Source organism: Lactobacillus laiwuensis (assembly GCF_019972835.1).
GTDB lineage: Bacteria > Bacillota > Bacilli > Lactobacillales > Lactobacillaceae > Lactobacillus > Lactobacillus laiwuensis.
In genome coordinates this window covers 57,335-81,448 of record NZ_BPPB01000003.1, presented here as the reverse complement: position 1 = coordinate 81,448, position 24,114 = coordinate 57,335, and the positions used below count along the sequence as shown (strand labels likewise).

21 protein-coding genes and 2 tRNA genes are annotated in these 24,114 nt (G+C 34.3%); 11 read left to right on the top strand and 12 right to left on the bottom strand.

The window, feature by feature from the left end:
* Positions 1-53 precede the first annotated feature (53 nt).
* Genes pgmB through LDM92_RS02555 form a run of 3 tightly spaced genes read right to left on the bottom strand, consistent with a single transcriptional unit; the run spans position 54 to position 5,235 of the window.
* Entirely contained in the window at positions 54-719 is a 666-nt protein-coding gene (gene pgmB / locus LDM92_RS02565; RefSeq protein WP_223901923.1) for a beta-phosphoglucomutase, read from the bottom strand.
* Positions 700-3,519 carry an alpha-L-rhamnosidase gene (locus LDM92_RS02560; protein ID WP_223901922.1) on the bottom strand — a complete coding sequence of 940 codons (2,820 nt, stop codon included), beginning with the start codon at positions 3,517-3,519 and terminating at the stop codon, positions 700-702. The genes pgmB and LDM92_RS02560 overlap by 20 nt, the downstream gene beginning before the upstream one ends.
* A gap of 12 nt (positions 3,520-3,531) precedes the next feature.
* Positions 3,532-5,235: a glycoside hydrolase family 3 protein gene (locus LDM92_RS02555; RefSeq protein WP_223901921.1), complete on the bottom strand. Its 1,704-nt coding sequence runs from the start codon at positions 5,233-5,235 to the stop codon at positions 3,532-3,534.
* A 155-nt stretch (positions 5,236-5,390) separates the two neighbouring features.
* On the opposite strand from LDM92_RS02555, the gene LDM92_RS02550 reads away from it, so the two are divergent.
* The 4 genes from LDM92_RS02550 to LDM92_RS02535 all read left to right on the top strand — a co-directional run bounded on the left by LDM92_RS02550 (position 5,391) and on the right by LDM92_RS02535 (position 9,754).
* Positions 5,391-6,380 (top strand): AraC family transcriptional regulator, encoded by a 990-nt coding sequence (locus LDM92_RS02550; protein WP_223901920.1) that lies wholly within the window; start codon positions 5,391-5,393, stop codon positions 6,378-6,380.
* A gap of 141 nt (positions 6,381-6,521) precedes the next feature.
* Positions 6,522-7,796 carry a PTS sugar transporter subunit IIC gene (locus LDM92_RS02545; RefSeq protein WP_223901919.1) on the top strand — a complete coding sequence of 425 codons (1,275 nt, stop codon included), beginning with the start codon at positions 6,522-6,524 and terminating at the stop codon, positions 7,794-7,796.
* A 2-nt stretch (positions 7,797-7,798) separates the two neighbouring features.
* Positions 7,799-9,217, top strand: coding sequence for a glycoside hydrolase family 1 protein (locus LDM92_RS02540; protein WP_223901918.1), 1,419 nt, complete (start codon positions 7,799-7,801; stop codon positions 9,215-9,217).
* A gap of 369 nt (positions 9,218-9,586) precedes the next feature.
* Complete coding sequence (locus LDM92_RS02535) at positions 9,587-9,754, top strand: hypothetical protein (protein ID WP_223901917.1); 168 nt, start codon at positions 9,587-9,589, stop codon at positions 9,752-9,754.
* Positions 9,755-9,795: 41 nt separating this feature from the next.
* Here LDM92_RS02535 and LDM92_RS02530 read toward each other — a convergent pair whose 3' ends face one another.
* Positions 9,796-10,806 carry a serine hydrolase domain-containing protein gene (locus tag LDM92_RS02530; protein ID WP_223901916.1) on the bottom strand — a complete coding sequence of 337 codons (1,011 nt, stop codon included), beginning with the start codon at positions 10,804-10,806 and terminating at the stop codon, positions 9,796-9,798.
* A 298-nt stretch (positions 10,807-11,104) separates the two neighbouring features.
* Here LDM92_RS02530 and LDM92_RS02525 point away from each other — a divergent pair, with 298 nt between their 5' ends.
* From LDM92_RS02525 to LDM92_RS02500, 6 genes are all read left to right on the top strand, one after another.
* On the top strand, positions 11,105-13,033 hold the full coding sequence (locus LDM92_RS02525) for a beta-glucoside-specific PTS transporter subunit IIABC (RefSeq protein ID WP_223901915.1): 1,929 nt from the start codon (positions 11,105-11,107) through the stop codon (positions 13,031-13,033).
* Between the two features lie 39 nt (positions 13,034-13,072).
* Entirely contained in the window at positions 13,073-14,479 is a 1,407-nt protein-coding gene (locus LDM92_RS02520) for a glycoside hydrolase family 1 protein (protein WP_223901914.1), read from the top strand.
* Positions 14,480-14,508: 29 nt separating this feature from the next.
* Entirely contained in the window at positions 14,509-15,360 is an 852-nt protein-coding gene (locus tag LDM92_RS02515; RefSeq protein WP_223901913.1) for a PRD domain-containing protein, read from the top strand.
* A 158-nt stretch (positions 15,361-15,518) separates the two neighbouring features.
* Positions 15,519-15,590 (top strand) — tRNA-Glu (locus tag LDM92_RS02510).
* Positions 15,591-15,598: 8 nt separating this feature from the next.
* Positions 15,599-15,670 (top strand) — tRNA-Gln (locus LDM92_RS02505).
* Between the two features lie 386 nt (positions 15,671-16,056).
* Positions 16,057-16,449 carry a hypothetical protein gene (locus tag LDM92_RS02500; RefSeq protein ID WP_223901912.1) on the top strand — a complete coding sequence of 131 codons (393 nt, stop codon included), beginning with the start codon at positions 16,057-16,059 and terminating at the stop codon, positions 16,447-16,449.
* Between the two features lie 1,475 nt (positions 16,450-17,924).
* On the opposite strand, the gene LDM92_RS02495 is transcribed toward LDM92_RS02500, so the two are convergent.
* The 8 genes from LDM92_RS02495 to LDM92_RS02460 all read right to left on the bottom strand — a co-directional run bounded on the left by LDM92_RS02495 (position 17,925) and on the right by LDM92_RS02460 (position 22,837).
* Entirely contained in the window at positions 17,925-18,746 is an 822-nt protein-coding gene (locus LDM92_RS02495) for a hypothetical protein (protein WP_223901911.1), read from the bottom strand.
* Between the two features lie 124 nt (positions 18,747-18,870).
* Positions 18,871-19,176, bottom strand: coding sequence for a hypothetical protein (locus LDM92_RS02490; protein WP_223901910.1), 306 nt, complete (start codon positions 19,174-19,176; stop codon positions 18,871-18,873).
* A gap of 380 nt (positions 19,177-19,556) precedes the next feature.
* Positions 19,557-20,993: a DNA primase family protein gene (locus LDM92_RS02485; protein ID WP_223901909.1), complete on the bottom strand. Its 1,437-nt coding sequence runs from the start codon at positions 20,991-20,993 to the stop codon at positions 19,557-19,559.
* Positions 20,993-21,760 carry a bifunctional DNA primase/polymerase gene (locus LDM92_RS02480; RefSeq protein ID WP_223901908.1) on the bottom strand — a complete coding sequence of 256 codons (768 nt, stop codon included), beginning with the start codon at positions 21,758-21,760 and terminating at the stop codon, positions 20,993-20,995. The genes LDM92_RS02485 and LDM92_RS02480 overlap by 1 nt, the downstream gene beginning before the upstream one ends.
* Before the next feature lie 126 nt (positions 21,761-21,886).
* Positions 21,887-22,129, bottom strand: coding sequence for a terminase small subunit (locus tag LDM92_RS02475; protein ID WP_223901907.1), 243 nt, complete (start codon positions 22,127-22,129; stop codon positions 21,887-21,889).
* 5 nt (positions 22,130-22,134) lie between these two features.
* Entirely contained in the window at positions 22,135-22,386 is a 252-nt protein-coding gene (locus LDM92_RS02470; protein ID WP_198213827.1) for a hypothetical protein, read from the bottom strand.
* Positions 22,387-22,391: 5 nt separating this feature from the next.
* Complete coding sequence (locus LDM92_RS02465; RefSeq protein WP_223901906.1) at positions 22,392-22,643, bottom strand: hypothetical protein; 252 nt, start codon at positions 22,641-22,643, stop codon at positions 22,392-22,394.
* A 14-nt stretch (positions 22,644-22,657) separates the two neighbouring features.
* Positions 22,658-22,837, bottom strand: a complete 180-nt coding sequence (locus LDM92_RS02460) for a helix-turn-helix domain-containing protein (protein ID WP_223901905.1) — start codon at positions 22,835-22,837, stop codon at positions 22,658-22,660.
* Positions 22,838-22,962: 125 nt separating this feature from the next.
* Here LDM92_RS02460 and LDM92_RS02455 point away from each other — a divergent pair, with 125 nt between their 5' ends.
* Positions 22,963-24,033 carry a helix-turn-helix domain-containing protein gene (locus LDM92_RS02455; protein WP_223901904.1) on the top strand — a complete coding sequence of 357 codons (1,071 nt, stop codon included), beginning with the start codon at positions 22,963-22,965 and terminating at the stop codon, positions 24,031-24,033.
* Positions 24,034-24,114 lie beyond the last annotated feature (81 nt).

Genomic DNA, 24,114 nt, shown 5'->3' with positions numbered 1-24,114 from the left:
TCGTGAAAAACAAATTTTGTTTTATTCACGAGTTTTTATTTGTAAACAGGTTACTAATTTAAATTAAATTTTTCCCAGGCAGTTTCGATTTGGTCATAATTTAATGCTGCTGTTTTAGCAAAAAGTACATTGGCATCTTTTAGATCCGTTATAGAGCCAACGCCAACTGATAAAGCACCTGACTTGTTGATAGCAGTGATACCTGCAATTGAATCTTCAATACCTACGCAATCTTGTGGTTTAAGATTAATTGCTTCAGCTGCAGCAATAAAGATGTCGGGTGCGGGCTTACCAGCTGCCACTTTACTGGGATCTGCCATAGCATCAAATGCATCTGTCAACTGTAATTTTTCTAGTATAAATGGACCATTTAAACTAGCAGAAGCCAAAGATAGTTTAACGTTATTTTTCTTAAGGGCTGAAATTAGTTCACTAATTCCAGGTAAAATATTAGCGGGGGTTAAACTGGCTAGTAAATTCCGAAAAATATTGTTTTTTTCAGTGGTCATTTCATTAAATTTTTCTTGTGACACGGAGATATTTAAAAATTTTAAGATTGCCTTTAACGAATCTGTTCGGCTGACACCTTTTGTTTGTTTTTCAAGTTCATCTGGCAATTCAAGGTTAAAATGATTTTTGATTAATTTCCTCCAAGCTTGGAAATGGTATACGGATGTATCTGCAATGACTCCATCTAAATCAAAGAGAACGCCTTTCATTTAAAAACTTCCTTTCACTTGTTACTGGCGTAGTATCAAGTAGTTTGTTAATTTGGTTAAAATCTTTGTCTGAAATATTGATAAATGGCAACAGACTATTCAATTCTACCATAGAATTTTCACCAAAATTTTTGAGATTATCAGAATCTTGCAAAAAGTCAAAAACAGTATTGATTGGTCTTAGCTGTTTGACCAGTTCCGGATCGCTTATTAATTGTTTTACGGGCATATTAATATTGTAGTATTCGATATAACTACTTTCAGGTACATAAGAGATTGTAAAGTCACCATTTGTTAATTCCAATGGCATCGATGCTGGCTGACCATTAATTTCTACTTTATCCTTCACTCTAGGTAATTTTACGGTTACTTTTTGACCCAAAGGAATGCTAAGGTTGATCTTGATAGTGTGTTGGGCATCAGTTTCAAGTTGGTAAGCCATTTTGAGATCACCGTATGAACTGTGGAAGTGACCTGAAATATTTTTAAAGCGATAATCAAATTGAGGCGCAAAAAGCACTTCTTGGTAGCCATTACTCTGTTTCCTTAAGCCCAAAACTTGTTGATAGACCCACTGCATAATGGCACCGATTGAATAATGGTTCAGCGAGTTCATTCCTTCGGGATTCATTGAGCCATCTGGCAAGACTGAGTTCCAGCGTTCCCAAATAGTAGTAGCACCTAAATTAACTTCATAGAGCCAGCTTGGAAAATCTTCGTTTAGAAAAATTTGTGTCGCTAATTTATGTTCGCCATTTTCAGATAAAACCTGACAAATAAAAGGCGTTCCAATAAAACCAGTTTGCAAATGGTTGTGATCCTTTTTTAGCCTCTGAACGAGATCCTTAACAACACGTTTTTTCTGTTCTTTTGGTACCAGATTAAAATGAAGGGCTAGGGCATATGCAGTTTGTGTATCAATTGCTAGACGGCCATTTTTAGTAATAAATTCATCTCTAACAGCTTCTCTAATGGCTTGAGCTTGTTGTTCATATTTCTTTGCATCAGAGGTATTACCTAAAATGCGAGCTGCTTGAGCAACAATCCAACTGGAATAGGCATAATAAACTGAGGCAATATAATCTTCATCGGTCTTTCCACCAGGAACCGCAGGGTTTTCACCATCTAAAGACAGCCAGTCGCCAAATTGAAAACAACCAGTCCAAAGGTTCTTGGTAGTGGTTGCTTGACTGATCCAATCTACCCAGTTTTTCATACTAGAATAGTTTTGCCTTAAAATAGCGGGATCAGCTGTTGCTTGATAGGCAGTCCACGGGATAACAGTCGCTGCATCACCCCAAATTGCTGCACCACCACTGTCATTTCCCATAGCTGGCGCGTACATTGTTAGCATACCGTTATGTGCTGCTTGCTCGATTTTCATGTCTTTAGCATACTTTTTGAAAAAAGGGTAAGCATTCATATTTAAAATGGCAGTGCTGGCAAAAATGGCAGCATCCCCAGACCAGCCTAAACGCTCGTCTCGTTGGGGACAGTCTGTTGGAACATCAAAGAAATTGCTTTTTTGACTCCATAAAACATTCTGGAGCAGGCGATTAACCTTGGCATTAGTTGTTTTGATACCGCCAGTAATTTCAAGATCAGAATAAATTACCGCTGCTCTGAAATCTTTTTTTCTTAATGGGTGAGAATTACCGGAAACTTTGATATAACGGTAACCATAGTAAGTGAAATGTGGTCTAACCCATTCTTTTTCACCATTTGAAACATAGTGAAAGGCAGCACGAGCTTCTCGCAGATTATCCCGGTAAAAGTTACCATCTTGCAGAATTTCACCCACTTGTAAGTCAATTTCCTTGCCAGCTGATTCGTGATTGTAAAATTCTGGCCAACCAGCCTGGTTTTGACCGAAATCAAGAACTGTTTCACCTTTAGGAGTACGTATAATTTCTTTAACAGGTAAATATTCTTTTGTTTTTAAGGGCAAGCTTAGACGATCATGCAATATTTTTTTAGAATGCTGCAATATAATTGCAGGCTGCCAAATAGTTATTTTTTTGGTATCGTCAAAGTCCTCTCCGTAATAAATGGCTGATTTGGTTATTTTACCAGCAGAAGTTTTCCAAGAAGAGTCTGTGTTTATCACTTGACTGCTGCCATCATCATAATCGATATGCAGTTCAGCGATAGCCATTTGTTGGTCGCCATAGATGCAATCTTTACCGCCATCGAAACCGAAGTTGCCTTTATACCAACCATCCCCAAGGGAAATTAAAAGTTCCTGTTGTGATTTTTCATTCAGCCTCTTAGTTACATCATAAGTTTGAATCTGTATTAGCTTGTCATAAGCTGTGACACCAGGTGCAAGAAACTCATCACCAATTTTTTGCTTGTTCAAATAGGCCTCGTAAACTCCTAAACCGCTAATATAAAGGCGAGCTTTTACTACCTTTTTGTTTAAAACAAATTCTTTCTTTAAAAGTGTATTTTGAATGTTTTTATCTTGGTTACCAATCCATTCTGCAGTGAATGGTTCATTCATCTTACCAGTTTCAAAGAAAGTATTTGCACTTGTTTGGGTATCAGCATTTTTTAGCCAAACAGCGACGTTATATCTTGTCCGTGGTTTAAGCTTCAGTTCGAAGTCAAAATAATTATTGTTGTATTGTTGCCACTGACTGTCGAAAATTGGTTCATTTGCATCAATTGTTATTCTTTTTTGCATATTGCTTGAATCATGATCGGCTTCAGCGCTGAATTCTATTCTTAAATGATTGTCTAAATCATAACCAAGAGGTTCAGTATAATGATTGACTAAAATGTCTTTAATTTTTAACATTGTTTTACCTCATTATAAATGAGTTTCAAAATGGCCACAGAATGGATCTACAGGGCTTTGCCCGATAAATTTGTCCTGTCCCATCATTTTTTCCAGAAGAGCATCAATTGTTACATCATTGCCTGTATAAGCGTTAATATAAGTTGAAATCATTGGAATATCGAAGAGGTGATAGGGATTGCAAGTAGAAACAAAAACTGTAGGGATGCTTCTCATGAACCAGGGAGCGTCCGCTGCCATTAGATGAATCCAGTCAAGTCTAGTTGTCGTTTGATTGCTTGCCGTTTCAACGTTAGCAACATAAAATGCCAGGTCAAATTGATCCTTTTCGTATTGCACTCCACCTGCGAAAACTTCTTTAAAATCTAGATTTTTCCGATCAAAAACTGTAACTTTAAATCCTTTTTCTGTTAGTTTCTCCTTAAATTTTGCGGTTACCTTACCGCCTTCTTTAAAGCCACCATCGTCTGTATCACCTAAAACAACTAAACGAACACGAGGATATTTTTCGGGAGTAATAGGCAACAATTTATCGCGGTCTTTAACTAAAGTAACAGATTCTTGTGCTACTTTGGCGGCCAATTTTTCATGTTCTGCCAATTTTAAATCAATTTCTTGCGATGCTGGTTCACAAAGATTATTTTCCGTGTCCATCACGCCTTGTGCAACTTTAGTGGCAATTATTCTGGTAACAGCTTCGTCGAGTCGCGTCATTGAAATCTTGCCACTTTTGACTGCATCAGTCACAAATTGATAATCTTCATCGATATCCTTGTTGAATAAGATCATGTCGATACCTGCATTAATGGTGGCTGGTAATGCTTCTGAACGTCGCAAAATTGCATTGTACCCAATCATTGGCGTGGCATCAGTAATGGTGAGACCGTTAAAATGCAAAACAGTCCGTAAAAGTTTATCAGTTAACAGTTTAGAAGTAGAGGCAGGACGCAAATTCTTATTTTCAATACCTGGTTGCAAATGTCGTTCCCAAGCCGGTTGCATAATGTGAGCAATCATGACAGCTGGTAAACCATTTTGAATTAAGTGATGATAGATTTGTCCGTAAGATTCCATCCATTTGTCAGCGGATAACGAGTTGATTGAGCTCAAAAGATGTTGATCTCGTTCATCAACGCCATCACCTGGGAAGTGTTTAGCTACAGGAATAACATGATTAGCTTTAAAACCTTTGATTTGTGCATCTGACATTCTAATCACACGCTCTTTATTGCTACCGAATGTGCGCACATTCATTATGGGATTACGAAAATTTAAATCAAGATCTACAATTGGTGCAAAAGCCATGTTGCAGCCGACTTGTTTAGCCTCATAGCCAGATACATAGCCCAAATTATATGCATTCTTTTCGTTGTTGGTAGCAGCAATTTGCAAAGGTCTGCCGAACCAGGTCCCTTCGCTTAATAATCCATTCCCACCTGCTTCCAAATTGGCAGCAACAAAAAGGGGAGTTTGGCTTGCTTTCTGCGAAACTGCTATTTCGCGCTGCAGTTTGCGAGCTTTATCAGGACGGTACATAATCCCGCCAGGCTGATATTTCTGAATAAATTTAGTTAAATCTTTTTTATCATCATCTTCACCAATAACAAAGAAAAGCTGTCCGATTTTAGCAGCAAGAGACATGTTAGTTACTTTATTTTTGACAAAAGCGATCTCTGCAGCTGATAAGTTGTACGGACTTTGAGTTAAATCAGTCATATTTTCCTCCCAAATTTTGAAAAGTCTTGCTTTGTTCTTCATTTTAACTTAATGTAAAAAAGCAAACTATTGTTAAATTACATAATAAAACTGTTTATTTCACAGAATCTCTTTCATAAATTAAAGGTATCAAAATGCACGAAAAAATAATACAAATGTTACGTCAAAATAATAGCTTTCGTGATTGGAACACGATGTTGCAAGATTTTAAGTCAAATGAGTTTAAATTAAAAGTTGCTGGTCATATCAATAGTGAACCTGTTTATGAATTCTTCAATACCTATTCTGATAACTTTGTATTAAACAGTAGTTCAATTACAATTTCTGTTCAGCCTGTAAAATCATATATTCCATTTCATATCCATGATTACGTAGAAATCAACATTCCTTTGGTAGGTAATTGTGTTGTAGTAACTGAGCATGAGCGTATTAAAGTTAATCAGGATAACATGATTTTTATCGGTATCAAAACTCCGCACAAAGTAGAACCAATTGGTAAGAATGGTGTGGTTTTAAATATTGAATTACGCACTTCTGCTTTTTCTCTAAATGAACTTAATTTTTTGCAATCAAAGGGTAAGGGTATTTCAATTTCTAACTTACTTTTTTCTTTATTATCAGACGAAGATCATGGTGAAGGGCGATATAGTCTGTTTGAAATTGACCATGACGCCAAAATTATTGCTATTATTTACGATATCATTGACGAATATTATGATGACAAAATTCAGTCTGATCAGATCATTAAATTAGAAATGCTGACTATGTTTTCCTTGCTAATCAGAAAAACTTATTATCGTGAGGCTCAAGTAACTGACTCGAAAAAGAAAAACAATAATTTGCTCTCTTTGTTACTTTATATTGAGAAAAATTATTCTGATATCACATTGGAGCAAATGGCACAGCACTTTGGCTTTAATCCAAATTATTTATCAGATTACTTAAAGAGTGAAACGGGATTGTCCTTTATTAAATTAGTTCAGTTACAAAGAATAAACATAGCTGCAGAATACTTGACTTACACTAAGGCACCAATCGAAAAGATTGCTAACAGAGTAGGATATGAAAATGCGTCCTATTTTTATAAAATATTCAGACATTACTTTGGCATTTCTCCAGCAAAATACCGTTCTAATACCAGATGATGGCCTCTTTTTTTGCCTTCTTTTTTTACTAAAATCTGTGAAATCAACATAAATTGTCTAGCTTTTGCATATTGTTCGCTTATTTCAATGAACATATACTTTAAGAAATGAAAGCGAATTAATAGGATAGGAGCGTAGAAAATGAAAAATTTTCAAAAATGGCTGGAAAAATATCTGGTCCCGTTTTCAAATAAATTAGGACAAAATAAGGTCCTGCAAAGTATATCTTCCGGCATGGTAATGACATTACCAGTTACTATTGGTGCCTCGGTGTTCTCAATATTTGCCAGCTTTCCAATCAAACCTGTTGCAGATTGGTTTGCCAAGGTGGGAATAACCCCGTCAATGTCTGCTATTGTTAATGGTACGATGAACATTTTGGCTGTTTTTATAGCTTTTACCATTGCTTATAATTATGCCAAAAGCTGCAAGCAAAACGGAATTGTTGCTGGTTTATTCGGCTTGGCCAGCTTTTTCGTGCTAATGCCGCAAACTGTTCCCGGTAAAAAGCCTGTTAATGCTTTTCAAATGACCTATATGGGTAGCGAAGGCATAATTGTGGCAATTATTTTGTCAATTTTAATCGGTGTATTTTACGTTAAATTAAGCAAAAATAAGAAACTGACTATTAAATTGCCAGATTCAGTCCCTAGTATGGTCAGTTCGTCAATTGAGCCACTGATAATTGGTATAATTATATTTATTACAGTATTTATCATTAGAGCAATTTTTGATTTTTCTCAATTCAAGAATGTTTTCGATTTTGTTAATAAACTAATAACTGCACCGTTAATGCACATCGGTGGTTCACCATTAACTTTAATCCTGGTTTTTGCTCTGTCCAATGTTTTATTTACATTTGGAATTCATCCAGCTGCTATCGAATCTGTGGTTATACCATTAGTTATCTCAATGATGGTTGGCAGTACACCCGCTTTTCAAGCTGGCAAGACCATTCCATACTTAAGCAATCTGGTAGTTTTTGCATTTTCAAATAATGACGCAGCAGGTGCTACTCTTAGTTTAGTTATAATGGGCTTATTTTTGAGTAAGTCCAAGCGGTACAAGGAATTCTTTAAGGTTTCTGCTTTGCCAAATCTATTCAATATAAATGAACCCATTATCTTTGGTATGCCAATTGTTTTAAACCCACTGATGTTTATACCCTTTGTTTTATCAACCTTTATTTCTGGTGGCATCGGTTTGTTAGCCGTAAAGATCGGTTTTATTACTAATTACAACCCCAGCTTAGGAATGGGAATGCCATGGACAATGCCGAAAATAATTGCTGATACAATGATTATGGGTTGGCAAGGGGCAGTAGTTTGGTTAATTAACTTTTTACTGATGTTTGTGATTTATCTGCCATTCTTTAGGGTTGCAGATAAGCAGGCATTTGAAGAGGAGAATAAGTAAATATGGACAATCAATTTCATCTTCAAGATGATTTTCCTAAAAATTTTCTCTGGGGAGCCAGTACTTCGGCTTTCCAGGTTGAAGGCGCCGCAAATGAAGATGGCAAGGGAGAATCGGTTGCTGATTTGAGATCTAAAAAAAGTAAATTTTTGGATACTTCAGTTTCTGTTGATCATTATCATCATGTTGAAGAAGACGTCGCTTTAATGGCAAAATTGGGATTGAAAAGTTATCGTTTTTCAATCTCATGGTCGCGGATTTTTCCTCACGGCAATGATGAAGAACCTAATCAAGAAGGAATTGCTTTTTATAATAAACTGATCAATTTACTAGTCAAAAATCAAATTGAGCCCATTGTAACAATGTTTCATTTTGATTGCCCCGTTTCTTTAGTGAAGCAGTATGGTGGTTGGGCTAGTCGCAAGGCCATTAGTGATTTTTATAATTATGCCAAAACGCTCTTTAATGAATTTGGAGATAGAGTTAAATATTGGTTAACCATTAATGAACAATCTCTGCTAGCAAATGTCCCTGAGATGAATGGTATTAAAGATGAGGATTTGCGCCGTTTAAGGGAAAAGGGTGAAAATTCTAATTACAATATGTTTTTAGCTCAGGCAAAAGTATATCGGCTTTGTCACGATCTGTTTCCTAACTCGATGATTGGGCCAGCTGTTTCTTATATGACTAATTTTCCTTATGATCATACTTCAAAAAACGCTCTCAAAAGTAAGAACATGGAAGACTTAATCTCATTTATTGATATGGATGTGGCTCTAAGGGGAGAACTGCCTAGCTATTATTTACGTTACTTGGAAGACAGCAAAATCACTCTTGATTACCATGAAGGGGATGCAGATATTTTAAAAAACGGTCGCGCTAATTTTTTGGGATTAAATTGGTACTCAACGTCAGTATTTAGGTTGAGCAATGAAGAAAGCCCCAAGATGCTTGCCGGTGTCATTTCCAATGTGGAAAAAGTAACAGATGACCGTCTGATGAATTCAGAATGGGACTTTTCTTATGACCCTGTTGGTCTGCGTTTTGCTCTGCAAAAAGTCAATGATCGTTATCCCAATATTCCCATTATTATTACCGAATGCGGCTGGCCTGAACGTGATCAACTTGAAAACGGTCAGGTGCATGACCCAAAACGGATCAAGTATCTCAATGGGCACATTTTTGAACTACGTGAAGCTATTAAAGACGGAGTTAATGTTATTTCTTTTAATCCATGGTCATTTTTAGATTTGTTAAGTGTTAACGATGGGATGGACAAGCGCTACGGGTTGGTTTATGTCAACAGAAATAATCACTCAGTGCTTGATATGAAGAGATATCCTAAGGATAGTTTTTACTTTTATCAAAAAGTAATCGCTACAAATGGAAAAAATGTGACTAAAATAGAAATTGATGAGTAGAAATAGATTATAATTTGATAAGGAGCTTTTTAAAACAATATTTAAATCGCGTCAAAGAGAGCTACAGCAATCTAATTATTTTTAATAACAATAAAAGGACTTTAAAATGATGAAATTAAAGTCCTTTTTTTCAGTTTGAAAAGCAATTAAATTACATAACAAATAAAAAGTTGTAAAATGCTTTCATCAAAAAAATATTTTTAAAAAAGTTTATTAACGCTTACGAATGTAAACATTTTTATATAATAACAATTATTGTAAATAATTTTAGCAATTCGACTTTTCAGGGATTAAATAACTAAAAAAAGCCCCAATTTTTGTCTAAAACAAGGTATAATTTGAATTGAATTGAAGGGAGTTTTTTTACAAATGATGTGTGATAATTTGTTTTTTAAAATCTTGTGGGTAGTCGTTTATGCTATTACCGCTTATTTTACTTTTACTGGTAATATGATGATGGGGATGTACTGGATGGCAGGCGGTATGCTGGCCCAAGCAGTAGTTGACCTTGTCTATCATTTTTGGCCAAAATCGTAAAAAGTGCTAGAAAAGCAGCTTCTATTATATGAAGCTGCTTTTTACTCGTCATTTTCTTTTAAAAAGCTCTGAATAATTCTTTCTCTCATAGTTAGAAAGACTTGATTATGGCCAGTAGGGTGGATCCGATTGGTCAAAAGAATTAAGCCCGACTTTTTCACACGGTCAAGAAGCATCAGAACACCAGTGAAGCCCGTATGCAGAATCAGCGGATAGTGCAACTGAGGGTCAAAGCGCAAGTCCCAGCCCCATGAGCGTGGCTTAACACCCGCTGGATTTTTATTATCGAATAACATTGCGACAATTTCTTGACTGAAGGGCAGAATGTGTTTATCCAAGCCCAAGTATCCTTTGCTTAATTTAACCAAGTCATTCATTGTGGAGAAAAGTCCTGCTGAACCGCAATCACTGCCCAGCTGGCGTGCTTTAGGATCGTGCGGTTCACCCTGCAAAACTTTCCCTTGGTAAACAGCAGTGGGCACACATAAGTCCTTTGGAGGATTGAATGTCGTGTTTTTTAAACCCGAAGGCTCAATTATTAATTTTTGACCAACTTCTTGAACTGGTTGCCCAAATATTTTTTTAACAACCAACCCCAACAAGATAAAATTCGTATCGGCATAGCGCATTTTATGTTCAAACTCGTCTGTGACAGGTAAATGAATGATGGCATTGATTAATTCGTCGCGAGATAATTGATCGCGCTTTTCAATCCAGCCACGGATTCCGCTGGTATGGGTAAGCAAATGAAAAAGGCGGACACGTTCATCTTTAAATTCAGGAATAAAGTCGTGCAGTGGTTCAGTAAAATTGAGTTGTCCATCTTGATATAATTTGAGAAAAATATTTTCAGTAATAATTACTTTGGTCAGACTGGCTAAATCATAAATAGCAAAAGGGCTAAGTTGAGTAACTGTCGGATAGGTACTTGCAAAGCCGACAGTTGAAGTGAAAACTTGGTCATTTTTAAAAAAAGCATAGTTAACGCCCGGTACAATGCGTTCCGTAACCATTGATTCAATTAAATTTTGGGTGTTTGAGTAGTCAATCATATAAACTATCCTTTGTTCAAAGTTTCTTACTCTATTATATACAATTCATTGATTTATTTTTGCAAATAAGTGCAAATGAAATTTTAAATGTTAAAAAACAGATTTAATGGTAAATTTGATGTAATCGCTTGCATAAATGGAATTCTAATGTTAGATTTAAGTTTGTAAAATAAAAGAACTTTTATTTGACGTGTCACTGGTAATGCAGGCAAGATCAAATGTATGTAATTAATAACCGAGATTAACGGTTTTATTTACGTATGTTTGGTCTTTTTTATTGAAATAAAAGAGGAAAATTATGGATAATCATAAAATCGCACTACGAATCTTAGATGGTGTAGGTGGAAAAGAAAATGTCTCTGGTTTAACTCATTGTTTTACCAGATTGAGATTTGTTTTAAAAGACGAAAGTAAAGCTAGTACGGATAAAGTTTCCAGTATAGAGGGAGTGATTCAGGTCGTAGAGGCCAGCGGTCAATTTCAAGTTGTTTTAGGTAATAAAGTTGAAGCAATCTATGATGAAATCATGCCTCTGCTCGGAACTACTGAGACCGAAAATGATAAGCAAGACAAAAAAGTTGGTATTGGGACAAAGATTTTAAATGTTGTAACTGCTATTTTTACGCCAACTATTCCGGCGATTGCCGCTTCGGGAATGTTAAAGGGCATTTTGGCTGTTGCAGCATTAATTGGCTTAAATTTCTATCACGTTGATATAAAGACATTTAATACTTATATTATTTTGAATGCCGCGTCAGATGCTCTATTCTATTTTATGCCAGTGATTTTGGCAAGATCAGCTGCTAAAGTTTTTAAAACAAATGAATACATAGCTATGACTCTGGGAGCAACGCTATGTTATCCCACTTTGGTAGAGTTGATGACGGGAAACAAAGCAGTAACGCTGTTTGGGATCGGAATTACCAAGGCAAATTATGTTTCCTCGGTTGTTCCCATCATTATAGCGGTTTTTGTACTGGCATACGTTGAAAAATTTGTTAAAAAAATAATGCCGGATGTGCTCAAAATTATTATGGTACCAACTTTGTCTTTACTTATTATGGTACCTGCAACCTTAATGATTTTCGGCCCAATTGGTATTTATATTGGTAACGCTGTTAACTGGGCATATCACTATATCATGAATTTAAGTCCGATTTTGTTGGGTGCCTTTGTTGGTGGTATTTGGTGTGTGCTTGTTATTTTTGGTGCTCACAGAGCAATCATTCCAATTGGTATCAACGATGTTGCTAAAACAGGACGGCAAAACCTGCTCGCTTTTGCCGGTGCAGCAAACTTTTCACAAGCTGGTGCAGCTTTGGGAGTTTTCTTCAAAACTAAAAACAAAAATCTGAAAACTGTGGCAGCTTCAGCTACAGTGACAGCATTGTTTGGTATTACCGAGCCGGCTATTTATGGTGCTAACTTGCGTTTGAAAAAGCCCATGGTTTATGCGGTAATTAGTGGTGCTTTAGGTGGCGCTTTGATGGGCTGGGGTGGCTCTTACGGAAATGCTTTCGCCAATCAAGGTGTTTTAACTATTCCTGTTTATGCTTCTGCTGGGACTAAGGCTTTCGTTTGTTACATTTTGGGTTGTTTAATTGCCTTTGGTGGCGCCTGCATTTTAACAGTTATATTAGGTTTTAATGATTTACCTAGTGATGCAGCTCCTGCAGAAAAAAATAGTTCAAAAACTGACCAGATTGAGGATGATCAGGAAGAAAATCCTGCTAAAACCATTGATGAAGATTTAGTTGCAGATGACTGTGATTTATCTGTAAATTCTCCGGTTGAAGGTAAGACGATACCTCTAGCTCAGGTTTCAGATGAAGTTTTTGCATCCGGAGTTTTGGGTAAAGGCGTTGCAGTTCAACCTACTTCAGGAAAAATTTTGGCTCCTGCAGACGCCACAGTCAGCATGATATATCCTACTTTACATGCAGTTGGTTTAATATTAGACAATGGAATTGAAATGATGATCCATATTGGCATAGACACAGTTAAACTAAATGGACAGTATTTTGAAAAGCATGTTCAGGATGGAGACCATGTCAAGAGGGGTCAGCTGTTAGTTTCATTTGACATGCAAAAGATTGAACAGGCAGGTTATGACTTAACCACCACAGTTGTTGTAACTAATTCGAAAAACTATGCAGCGATTGGTTCTACGAACAAGAATAACGTCACTAATAACGACCAGTTGTTATACTTGTTATCAAATTCATAATATCTTAGTCTAAAAAATGATTAAATAGAGGAGTAAAATATGGAAAAATTTGACTCAGACTTTTTATGGGGTGCGTCCTCATCAGCCTTTCAAATTGAAGGCGGCTGGAACGAAGATGGAAAGGGAGAATCAGTAGCAGATTATAATTCTTTTGTTCATGCTGGTCCCGAACTAGCTGATACAAAGGTAGCCAGTGATTTTTATCATCATTATCGAGAAGATATTTCTTTAATGAAAGAATTAGGTCTTACAGTTTACCGTTTTTCCATTGCCTGGGCGAGAATTATTCCTGATGGTGATGGTCAGGTTAACCAAAAGGGGATAGACTTTTACAATAAAGTGATTGACTGCCTAATCAAAAATGGGATTGAGCCGTTTGTTACCTTATATCATTTTGACTTGCCCCTAGCCTTGGTAGAAAAATACAACGGTTGGGAAAACAGATCTTGCATTTCAGCTTTTAGAAGATACGCCCAAATATGTTTTAAAGAATTTGGTGACAGAGTCAAAAACTGGCAGGTGATCAATGAACAAAACCTAATGGTTCGTGTAGACGAGCGCTTAAACATGTATAATGTTGAAGCTAAGGATAAAGAACGTGTCAGAGCACAAATGGATTACAATATGTTTGTAGCAAGTGCCTACGTTATGCAAGATTGTCATAAGATGGTGCCAAACGGTAAAATAGGACCAGCAATATCATCCACCATGACTTATCCGGCATCTACTAAGCCACTTGATGTTTGGGCTGCTAAAATGAATGATAATTTTAAGACTAATTATGCTCTAGAAATGTATTGTCATGGTCAATATCCAGGGTACTACAGCAATTACCTTAAAAAAGTTGGCATTTTGCCATCAATGCTGGATCAAGATGAGCAAGTATTACGGGATGCTCGGCCTGACTTCATAGCAGTCAATTATTACCGTACGCTCGTTGCCAGTTACTTGCCGAGCGATGCCAAGCACCCATTTGGTACAAGGAAAAATGATGTGGATTTTGATCTGTATGGCTATTTTAAGATCGAAAAAAATACTAACTTGTCCGCAACGGAATATGGTGCTCAAATCGATCCAATGGGTTTGAGAATTGTACTAAATGAATATTATCGTCAGTTTCGTTTGCCAATGATTATTACCGAAAATGGTTTAGGTACTCCAGACACTATGGCAAAGGACGGCAAGATTCATGATCAATACCGCATAAAATATCTTGCAGATCATATTCGGGCTTGTTATGATGCAATTCAGGATGGGGTAAAACTAATCGGTTATTGTCCTTGGTCGGTTATGGATCTGTTAAGTTCACATCAAGGATTTAAAAAACGTTATGGTTTTATTTACGTCAATAGAACTGACAATGATCTAAAAGATTTACGTCGAATCCCCAAGGACAGTTTTTACTGGTACCAAAAAGTTATTGCAAATAATGGGTTGGTCAACTAAGCAATTGTATGCAACTAGGTGGTGAGCTGATGAAAGTGCTAAAAGTTTTGAATAATTCGCTTATTTTGGCATTAGATAAATCAGGTGCAGAGTGTATCCTAATGGGCAAGGGTCTAGGCTACCATAAAGCAATTGGTTATCCTGTTAAAAAAGAGGAAATTCAAAAGATTTTTGTCTTAACCGATAATAAAATGCTAAAAAACTTTATTCAGCTAGCCGGTGCAATAGACGAAACTTATCTAAATATGGTTAGGGAGATAATAGATTTTGCCGCCAGAAAATATCAAATCAAAGTTAAAGATTACCTTTATTTATCGTTAGCTGATCATATTTCTTTTGTGGTAAAGCGAGTTAAAGAGGGAAATATTGGTGAAAATTTCAACTATCCTGACGTCTTACTTCACCATAGAAATGAATATCAGATAGGATTATTTGCAGTTAATTTGATTAATAAAAAAATGCATGTTTCGTTACCAAATAGCGAAGCAACAGGCATTGGTTTACATTTTGTGGATGCGGAAGTTGACGTTGGTGACCAACAGAAAAACAGGGAAATAGCTGATTTGGTAAGTAGTCTCGAAAAAATAGCTCAAAGGATTATCGGAGGCAAGATTGACCAAAATACTTTCACTTATTCACGTTTTTTGACTCATCTAAATTATTTTTGTGAAAGAGTTTATGAAAACAAACTGTTTTCAGATGAAGATCAAGAGGGGCTTTACCAAGACCTGGCTGCAAAAATGCCTAAGGAAGTTGAAATTATTAATGCTTTCGATGAGTTTATTAGGAAAAAAATTAACTTGAGAATTACTAAACAGGAGAAAATATACCTAATTGTTCATTTGCACAAAGTAGTTGAAGAAAACTGCAAAAAAGTGTAGTTGGTAAAAAATATGATCAATAATAAAAAACTTTCAGATTGAATAGCATTCTGGAAGTTTTTCTTTGTGTTAAAAATACTCATTAGTTAAATTTAGTTTTTGGACTGAAAGTACTTGACAATAATTGTCACTTCAAGCATAATAATTACTGTTGATTTTGCCCGCTGGTCAAATGGTTAAGACGCCACCCTCTCAAGGTGGAGTTACGAGTTCAATTCTCGTGCGGGTGATTTAACACTGGGATATAGCCAAATGGTAAGGCACAGGTTTCTGGTTCCTGCATGTTTCGGTTCGAGCCCGGATATCCCAATTTTCATGATTTGTCTTAGTTTCAACTAGCTTGAAGTGTTGGTACTAAGGCATTTTTATTTTTTGCCATTTTTTGAAATTAACTGAAATTAGCCCAATAGGTGCAAAATTCGGTGCAAAATTTTTGGCAATGGTGGATTAGTCAAAATATCTTAAAATTGGTATAGTTGAATACTGAAAAGTGCTATAATATCAAGTGTTCAGAGTTTTGATAATTTATAGTTTATTTACCTTAAGAAAGTCTATTTGGACTTTCTTTTTGTTTAAAACGGCAAAATCGATACAAAACTTTCATTTTTTGTAGAATAAATAGTTGACTTTGCAACTAGCGTAAATAAATTAGATCTTTTGAGATAGAAAAGGACATGTAAGGAGGAAACCATCCCTATGGAAGTGACGGAAAATCTAAAAGTATTTCTTAAGCAAGATTTAGATATGTTTGTGGCGCACTCAGGTAGGCATAAAGCTGATTTAACGGCTGATAAGATAGATAATCTTACTACAATGGATAAGGCAATAGCCACTGAAGAAATAATATTTGCTGAGAACGTGACTTGGTGTGTGGGAAAAGCTATTCAGGAATGTTCTATTAAATCAAAGAGAATTCTTACTGGTGTTTATTTATTTGACCTTACTAATAAAGAAGTCATGGAAAAAATGGGCTATGGTAAAACTAGGTATTGGGAGCTGAAACAGATAGCTATAAATGAATTTATGAAAAACTTTGCTACATATCAAAAGAAGATAGGTATAGAACCTTTCGTTAAGCTAGTAAAATAGTGATCGATTTTCACAGTAGCTTTAAGAAAAATGTTCAAGTTTTTTCAGGTTTTAATCTAAATATTATGTGTCTATTTCAACTAGTTAAAAAGAATTAATCCTAGCAAATACTAGCATTTACTAGGATATTTATTTAACAAAAACTGTCAAAAATGCTGATATATAGCGTATTTTGTCACTGCACACTTTTTATGAATTATTCAAAGGGGGGAACGAAATGGACACTCCTTTTTTAATCAATAGGAAAAGCCAAAATTGGATTGTCCTAGTGCTTTCACAGTAGTTATTGCAATTCAAATAAAATTTAGGTTGTTTAACTTATTTTGCACCCCAAACCAAATGTGGATTGGGCATAAAAATTAGCATGATTGCTAAATATTTTAAAGCCAAAACTGGTTTTAAGTGATTAAACTGTTTAGAGCATTTTTTAATTACTAAATATAAATAAGGGGGCCCCATGTTAAGGCTCCCTTTTTAGTAACCGAGTTATTTACAGTCTTGATTGGAGAACAGCTTCATATATGTAAACTTTCTTTAGAAATAATGTTATACGAAATTTATTAAGATATTTGTGTAATTTAACGTTATCATTTCGTCCAAAAATATCTATAACCATAAAGTTGTAGCAAAAATTTGACATTTTGGCATCCCTGACATTAATAATTAGTTACTGCTTCTGAATAAAAAGCAAACATTTTCCAACATTTAGGGTGCAAATGAAATCACAACCAGTACCATTGTATAGGCATTATTACAAATAAAAAGATGTGCAAAAGCGCACCCTAAAATTTTGCAGGTAATACACTCATAACTTGTATTATTCATTGTATGAAAAAGTCTGTCATTCTCTTTATATCATTCTTTGTAATGCTATAAGCTGTGTACCTGTTTTGGTTACACAGCTAAGTAAATCATGAATATGGTTAGCAGTTGTTAGCATAACTACTTATCTATAAAATCTCTAAGGGCTTAATCATTTAAGGCTGAACTTTTCGTCAAATAAAACTTCGTTTTTTTACATGTTTTCCGTAATTATTAAGCCATTTAGTTGCTGTTTCAAGCACCATAAAAGCTATTAAATCAATGTTTGCCAGTGTTTTACCCCCCTTATTAAAAAAATTTCAAAATTCAGTCTCTCGCGCAAGCGAACACCACATGTTGCGGCTCCTTGCCTAACGATAGTTGGGGACGGGGATCAATTTATTATCAGAGTTGGGAACGGTAGCATGTATATCACTGCTAATCCAAGGAGTGCATGTCGTGATAACTATCGGCAATAACTTTGATAATTATAGAGATAAAGAAACCACCGTCCTTGCCAATTACTCAAAGATTAAATACTGCAGCCGTGAATGGCCACAAGCTATTTGATTTGAATATCAATATAAATCTTAGACATTAAAGCAATCAGCACCTATTTAAAATAGAGTAAACAAAAAGACATATCTGTTTCTTTGTTGCTTAGAATTTAATAATTAATTACCAGTAAGAATTTCTAATTCTTTTGCACTCTTTGCTACTTTAACAAGTCTCTTTAAAGTTGTGACATTTTTAGCTAAGTCATTAAATATATCTATTAGTTCATTAAGCCCATTTATTTCCTCTTCAGTTATTTTTTTATCGAAAAATACCACTAAAGATAGATTATCAATTTTTAAATTAATATCTGTTATGCTATTATTTATTTCTGCCAATTTACCATAGTAATTATAGTTCCTTAGTATATCTATCTTTTTAAAAGGCATAATAATACTTATTTCATTATAACAATTATCAACTCGGGCATTTTTTTCTTTTAAAAAACTAAGTAACTTTTTATAGACTTTTTTTCTAGCGCATGGTCTCTCTTTTTTTAAGTCATTTATAGCAGTTTTAATTTCTTTGCCTGTAACTGCTTTCTTATATAACTCGTCAACTAAAACGTCTATTTTTTTAAGCAGTTCATCAATATTCTTCTTATTTTCTTTATTTTCTGTTTTCCTTGTTTCTTGTTTCCTTTTATTATCTTCATGTATCGTGCTTATATATGCGAAAATAATAGTTATTATAGTACCTATATATGTCCCCCAAAAGCCCAACCAATCTCTAGGTGTACCTATACCAATGGTCTTTTTTAATTTGTCACCTAGGCCTCCCAAATTCGACTGAAGAATCAAAGGTATGCCTAGCATAACAAAAAGGTAGAGCATAATATTTATTATTACTTTATGCTTTTTATAAAATAAAATAAAATTGAGTGTAGATTTACTACAGCTCTTTTCTCCGTTTTCAGTTGATACTAATATTTTTTTATTCATTCAAGAATCACCTCAACACAATAATACAAAAAACTAGCTGTTAAGGCTAGTTTTTCTGAGATGAATATATTGAGTGGATATAAATGAGAACGATATATATCGACGTTAGCATCAACAGCTGTACTTAATTGTTTCCTAGTTGCTTAATCTCACGTTTAATTTGATTACCTTTTATGGTATAAATATAAAATGTCTTAGTTGAAAAGGAACCACAGAATAGTGTAGGGGTACCATCATGTTCAACGGCTATCCTAGACCAAGTTAGCTCATCGTTCATTTCATCAAAATAATCGTTATGCTTTGCCTTATTTAAAATTAATGTCATGCAATCGCAGAAATGAATTGCAGCTTGCTTACCAGACTTTCTTTCAATCTGCATAACAAAATCTAATTTATCGAAGTTGTTTATATCTTCAAGTGAGTAATACATATAATTTAATTCCTTTGCTTAATACATGTGATACGGTACAAAGGCAGGGCACAAATAACTGATTCAACAAATCCTTTGTATACCAACTTTTTTGCGGATGTGGTACATTTGGTACAAATCGGGAAATACCCCTCTAACCTACAGCCTGTAAGCTTGGCACAAAATGTACACTTTTTTTGAGCTTGATAGAGATTGTATATAGGGGTATGTAGTCCAATATATATATATTATTTTATTTATTTTAAAAAAGAGTGTACCACTAGTACCTTACTTACTCTCTCAACGAGTTAGGCATTTTTTTATCTGAACCTTGAAAGTTCCATTTGCACCGTGGTTACTCTCATAAGGGTTTATTGAAAGTCTGTGGTTTGTACCTGTCTTTAATTTAAGCTGATACCTTTATAAAAATACCGCCTTTTTCGTTTTTCTCCATCAATACGCTTGTTTTCAACACTTCTAAAAATTCCTTTGTTCTCAAGCTCTTTCTTGAATTTTGTTTTGCTAACTGGTTTGAAATTATATTTAATACACCAAACTTTATAGGCACCGTATAAATCATTTTCATCAACTTCTTCCGTTGGAGCTAAGGTACAATCTTCATTAATAAATTGCTTTATGGGGTCGTTATCTTCTATCCAATTGTTTCTCTGTGCAATAATTGACTCAGTTTGTTTGATTTCTTTTCTTTTCATTGCATCCCTGGCTAAGACCATACATTTATAAACAAACTCACCACGTTCTTTTTTAACTTTTTTCATATCTATAGTCTGTTCAAAATTATTTATCTTAAAGAACTTAATTACATTAATTCGGCGTAAAAATGCATTGGTTGTATTGCTAAAACTAGGCAAGTCATTAGATGCAAATAGCAATTTAGCATAATTAAATAATGTAATACCTGGCCTATTTTTAACTGGTGCAGTTATTGAACTGCCACCGGTTAACTTCTGTAAAACAGTAGTATCAGGGATGTACGCGTTTGATATATCGTCATATTCATTTAGATACTTATTGTATAATTCTGAATGACTAAAATTATTAGGACGCTTGTCTGCTAAATCAATTAAAGAAACAAAAGAAGTATTTTCATTGCCTACAAGGGTGGTAAGGTGGTTCATAAAGGTGGTTTTACCGTCACCACCTGGGCTTAACAGGATAACAAATAATTGAATTGGTTCATAACTGGGATAGAATATGTAACCTATGAATTCCATCAATGATTGCATGTTTTCACCTACTGAAAGTGCCAACCATTTCTCTGTTTCTAACCAACTATTTTTATTTTTCCAACTATTTATAACGGCTTGTGCGTTCGGATATTTATCAGTAATCACCAGGTCATAATCTATGCAGGAAGTGAAATAATATTTAGGCGAATGCTCTTGCAATTTGAAATCATCCCAATTCCAAACCCCATTTTTAAAGTTAAAGTAGTTGCCTTGAATTTTACCAAGTGTATCAGCCCATTTAACCCGCTTAATACTGTCAGTGATAAAGTGAAAGGCATCTCTAGCTGTTTTATCTTTCCACATTCCTTGTCTATTTAATAGTCTAGTAACAGCACTTTTCAGGCTTTTAATATTGCGTTGTTCCCAATAATGCAATTTTTTGCTATATTCGTAAAACTCCTCTTTATTGCCGTTTTCAACGATTAAGCAGTTATGTTCAGCTAGGATAGTTTTACCTAGTTTAGGGATGTCAACTTTGCGTTTGTCACTTTGTTCATCTCTATAAATCCAAGGTATTGTTGGATTACTTTGCCGATCTTTAATTTTATCTAATTCTACTGTATCGAGTTCTTCTTTGATCATTAACATTAACACCTCCTGTTTTCTTTCTTTGCTACTGAATTAATAGTCTTAATGACTTCTTTTTCAGGTAAAGGGTCGGGAGTGTGTTCATTAACAATGTGTGCTAATTCTGCTACTGAATAGGGGTCAACACCACGAAATAGCAAACCACCTATAAAGCTAGTTAAGGTATCATTGCGGTTTCCAACTTCCCCCAAACCTGTAGTAATCATTTCAAAAAGCTGTGCTGTTTTGGTTTTATTACTGTTAGTTTTATAAAGGGTGTCTTTAGCTTGATGTCTGCTCCTAATTAGATTAATTAAGCCTTGTGGTGCTGTCTTAATAGGGCAATGATTAAGCCATTGATAAGGGTTACCGTTAATTCGGCTAGGTGCTACAACTATGTAGTTATTGGGATGTGCTTTTAAATCAACACCAGGCAAGAAACCAATGTTTTGAGTGATTTTTTCATTGATAGGCTTTTGAAAAAAGAAATGAAAGCCATTGTGTGCTGTCTTCTCAGCTAAAGTATTTCTAAACCACTCAGGATGATTGAGTTCTCTAATGGAATTTAAGCCATCTACGTTATTACCGTGACGATCAACGTCAATGACAAAAAATTGTTCGGTCTTAATCGCAATATTGGCATTCGGATATTTAGCCCATATTTGTTTAATTTGTTTTACTGTTAAGGATGGTCTATCAGCAAATTTAATTAATGGTCGCTTATTTTGACCAATTGGAATTACTGAAAAACCATGTTCAGAATATTTAATAGCATAATCTACTAGCATAAATACCTCGTTTTATTTATAATTAAGAAAATATTTCATTTAGAATACTTTGATTAATCCACCATTGCCTATTGTGGTTTTAATTTTTATTAATGGATTATTTTGCTTGTTGCTCGTTACTGTTGGTTAGTAACGGGCTTTTTTTGTTTGCTCTTTTGACTTTAACCAGTTGGTTATACTTTCCTTGCCATACATTTTGCGCCCATCGATAACAGCTACCGGCATCCCTAAAGAAGCCCAATTGCTAATAGTTGAGTCAGCTACACCAAAATATTTTGCAATTTCACGGCGATTTAAATATGGTTTGGGTTTGCTAAGAGTTTCTTTAATTGTATTAACAATAACAGTCTTAATCTCTTTTTCTTCCATAAGTTTTACTCCTCTTTAAACTCAATTAGCATTTGTGTATGTGATATTTCATCTCGCTGGTATTTTGCGTAAACTTTCATTAAGTCTGTTAACGCATAAAGCTGTTCATAATCATCTAGCGTCATGTCTTCAGGACCCTGTATACTATGTAGTTTTTCAAGCATTATTTCCGCAGCTCTTAACATGTTTTCGCTTTGAAGGGATGCAGCTATTAAGCCAGTATTCAATGCTTTAGTATTTTTAACAAATGTTTTCATTTTTGTTAATCCTTTCCGCAAGTAACCAACATATAAGTTTGGTTTACCAAGTTATTATGTTTATCTGCATAACTTTCAATTAACTTGGCCAAAGCTGATATTTTATTCAATTTATCCAACGTTAAGTCACTAGGACTTATAATTTCATCTATTTTGTCTGTGAGTAAACTTAAGCATTCATTTAAAGTACTACTTTCTGAAGCCATTTGAATAAATTTATTGTCAAGATAATTTGGTATAGTAGCTGTTTGTGGCATGTTAATCTTCCTTTCTAATCAATAAAAGTCTGTTGATGATCTCTCATGAATTCATCTATTGCACTCTTGCTAATTTTTTTTGTTTTACCAACTTGAATAATTGGTAAGCCTGCTGTAACTAACTGCTTTAAGGTTTTATAAGAATTAAACCCCAAATAATTCATAGCTTGCTTGTATGAAAAATACTCTGTCACATTTCTCACCTCGTTTATACAATTTGTATTTTACGAAATTATACAATATGTATTTTTTAATTTCAATACAATATGTATAATTATTTAGGAAAAAATGGTATTATTTATCTAAGAGGAGATACACAATGAATAGGATAAGAGAAGAAAGATATAAAAAAAAATTAACTTTAAAAGAAACTGTAACAGAGCTTAAAAGCAGAGGCTTAATTTCTATAACCTCAGATACTCTTTCTAAATATGAAAGAGGGGATAGAGAACCCAAAATTGAAACATGGCAAAAATTAGCTGATTTTTTCAAAGTATCTGTTCCATATATTCAAGGAATGACTTACACAACGTCTGAAATGATAAAAGTAATTCATGAATTTTATTTTACTGGTTATGATCCTAAAATGGCTTTTTCAGTTTATGATGATTTTTCTAATAAGGTAAATATTTATATTAAGTTGACAAGTAGAGATGTTATACCTAGAGAGCTTTACAAAAGGGATGATAAAACATTTTTATTAACACAAAAAGTTAAGGACTATTGGTTAACACATTTCAAACAAATACTTAATGGTGAAAAATTTAAAAATATTAACAAAGGCGATAAATATAAAATTATTTTTAATTTACATGAGATAATTAAAAATAAAATATTTTATCCTGAGTCACCCCATAATCTTACGTCTTTAGGCAAATTTTATATGGAGAATTTTGATAAAGAAAAAGATTTACATAAAGAGGCAATCGATAAAATAAAATATCTTGATTTATCTTCTGCTAGATTAGCAATTAATCAATATGTGGATCTACTAAAGAAATTACAGAAACAAGTAAATACTTTTAAAAAAGATACTTTTGAAGAAAAAGATTATAATAAACAATTTGCAAATTATGTTAAAGAAACAATATATTCTATATATGAACCGGACAAATACGAAATTAATGAATTTTCAGGTATAATTGATGAATTATATGATAGATTGTTGAAAGACAAAAAGCTTAAAAACTTCTTATTAACCAATTCTCAGGATAAGGAATATTTAGAATTATTTAGTGATTATAAAAAGGAAAATAAAGAAAATACTGCTATTATAGACAAATATGTTGATGAGCTAAAAGACAGAGAAATTGATGTAGAAGATAACTATCTAGATGTTGGTTATGAAGATCCTGATTATCTATACCAAGACGAAGATAATTTTTATTGATAACTCCTATTTTATTATTGAACATATATTAAACATAGATTAGGATACTTTGATTAGTCCACCATTGCCTTTTAAAACTAA

Bases quoted from the DNA above. Each gene is read 5' to 3' on its own strand.
- LDM92_RS02475 (WP_223901907.1), bottom strand. From the start codon at position 22,129: ATGGAAGAAAAAGAGATTAAGACTGTTATTGTTAATACAATTAAAGAA.
- LDM92_RS02550 (WP_223901920.1), top strand. From the start codon at position 5,391: ATGTTACGTCAAAATAATAGCTTTCGTGATTGGAACACGATGTTGCAA.
- pgmB (WP_223901923.1), bottom strand. From the start codon at position 719: ATGAAAGGCGTTCTCTTTGATTTAGATGGAGTCATTGCAGATACATCC.
- LDM92_RS02470 (WP_198213827.1), bottom strand. From the start codon at position 22,386: ATGAAAACATTTGTTAAAAATACTAAAGCATTGAATACTGGCTTAATA.
- LDM92_RS02480 (WP_223901908.1), bottom strand. From the start codon at position 21,760: ATGCTAGTAGATTATGCTATTAAATATTCTGAACATGGTTTTTCAGTA.
- LDM92_RS02535 (WP_223901917.1), top strand. From the start codon at position 9,587: ATGATGTGTGATAATTTGTTTTTTAAAATCTTGTGGGTAGTCGTTTAT.
- LDM92_RS02545 (WP_223901919.1), top strand. From the start codon at position 6,522: ATGAAAAATTTTCAAAAATGGCTGGAAAAATATCTGGTCCCGTTTTCA.
- LDM92_RS02540 (WP_223901918.1), top strand. From the start codon at position 7,799: ATGGACAATCAATTTCATCTTCAAGATGATTTTCCTAAAAATTTTCTC.
- LDM92_RS02530 (WP_223901916.1), bottom strand. From the start codon at position 10,806: ATGATTGACTACTCAAACACCCAAAATTTAATTGAATCAATGGTTACG.
- LDM92_RS02490 (WP_223901910.1), bottom strand. From the start codon at position 19,176: ATGTATTACTCACTTGAAGATATAAACAACTTCGATAAATTAGATTTT.
- LDM92_RS02500 (WP_223901912.1), top strand. From the start codon at position 16,057: ATGGAAGTGACGGAAAATCTAAAAGTATTTCTTAAGCAAGATTTAGAT.
- LDM92_RS02555 (WP_223901921.1), bottom strand. From the start codon at position 5,235: ATGACTGATTTAACTCAAAGTCCGTACAACTTATCAGCTGCAGAGATC.
- LDM92_RS02485 (WP_223901909.1), bottom strand. From the start codon at position 20,993: ATGTTAATGATCAAAGAAGAACTCGATACAGTAGAATTAGATAAAATT.
- LDM92_RS02465 (WP_223901906.1), bottom strand. From the start codon at position 22,643: ATGCCACAAACAGCTACTATACCAAATTATCTTGACAATAAATTTATT.
- LDM92_RS02495 (WP_223901911.1), bottom strand. From the start codon at position 18,746: ATGAATAAAAAAATATTAGTATCAACTGAAAACGGAGAAAAGAGCTGT.
- LDM92_RS02455 (WP_223901904.1), top strand. From the start codon at position 22,963: ATGAATAGGATAAGAGAAGAAAGATATAAAAAAAAATTAACTTTAAAA.
- LDM92_RS02520 (WP_223901914.1), top strand. From the start codon at position 13,073: ATGGAAAAATTTGACTCAGACTTTTTATGGGGTGCGTCCTCATCAGCC.
- LDM92_RS02560 (WP_223901922.1), bottom strand. From the start codon at position 3,519: ATGTTAAAAATTAAAGACATTTTAGTCAATCATTATACTGAACCTCTT.
- LDM92_RS02525 (WP_223901915.1), top strand. From the start codon at position 11,105: ATGGATAATCATAAAATCGCACTACGAATCTTAGATGGTGTAGGTGGA.
- LDM92_RS02515 (WP_223901913.1), top strand. From the start codon at position 14,509: ATGAAAGTGCTAAAAGTTTTGAATAATTCGCTTATTTTGGCATTAGAT.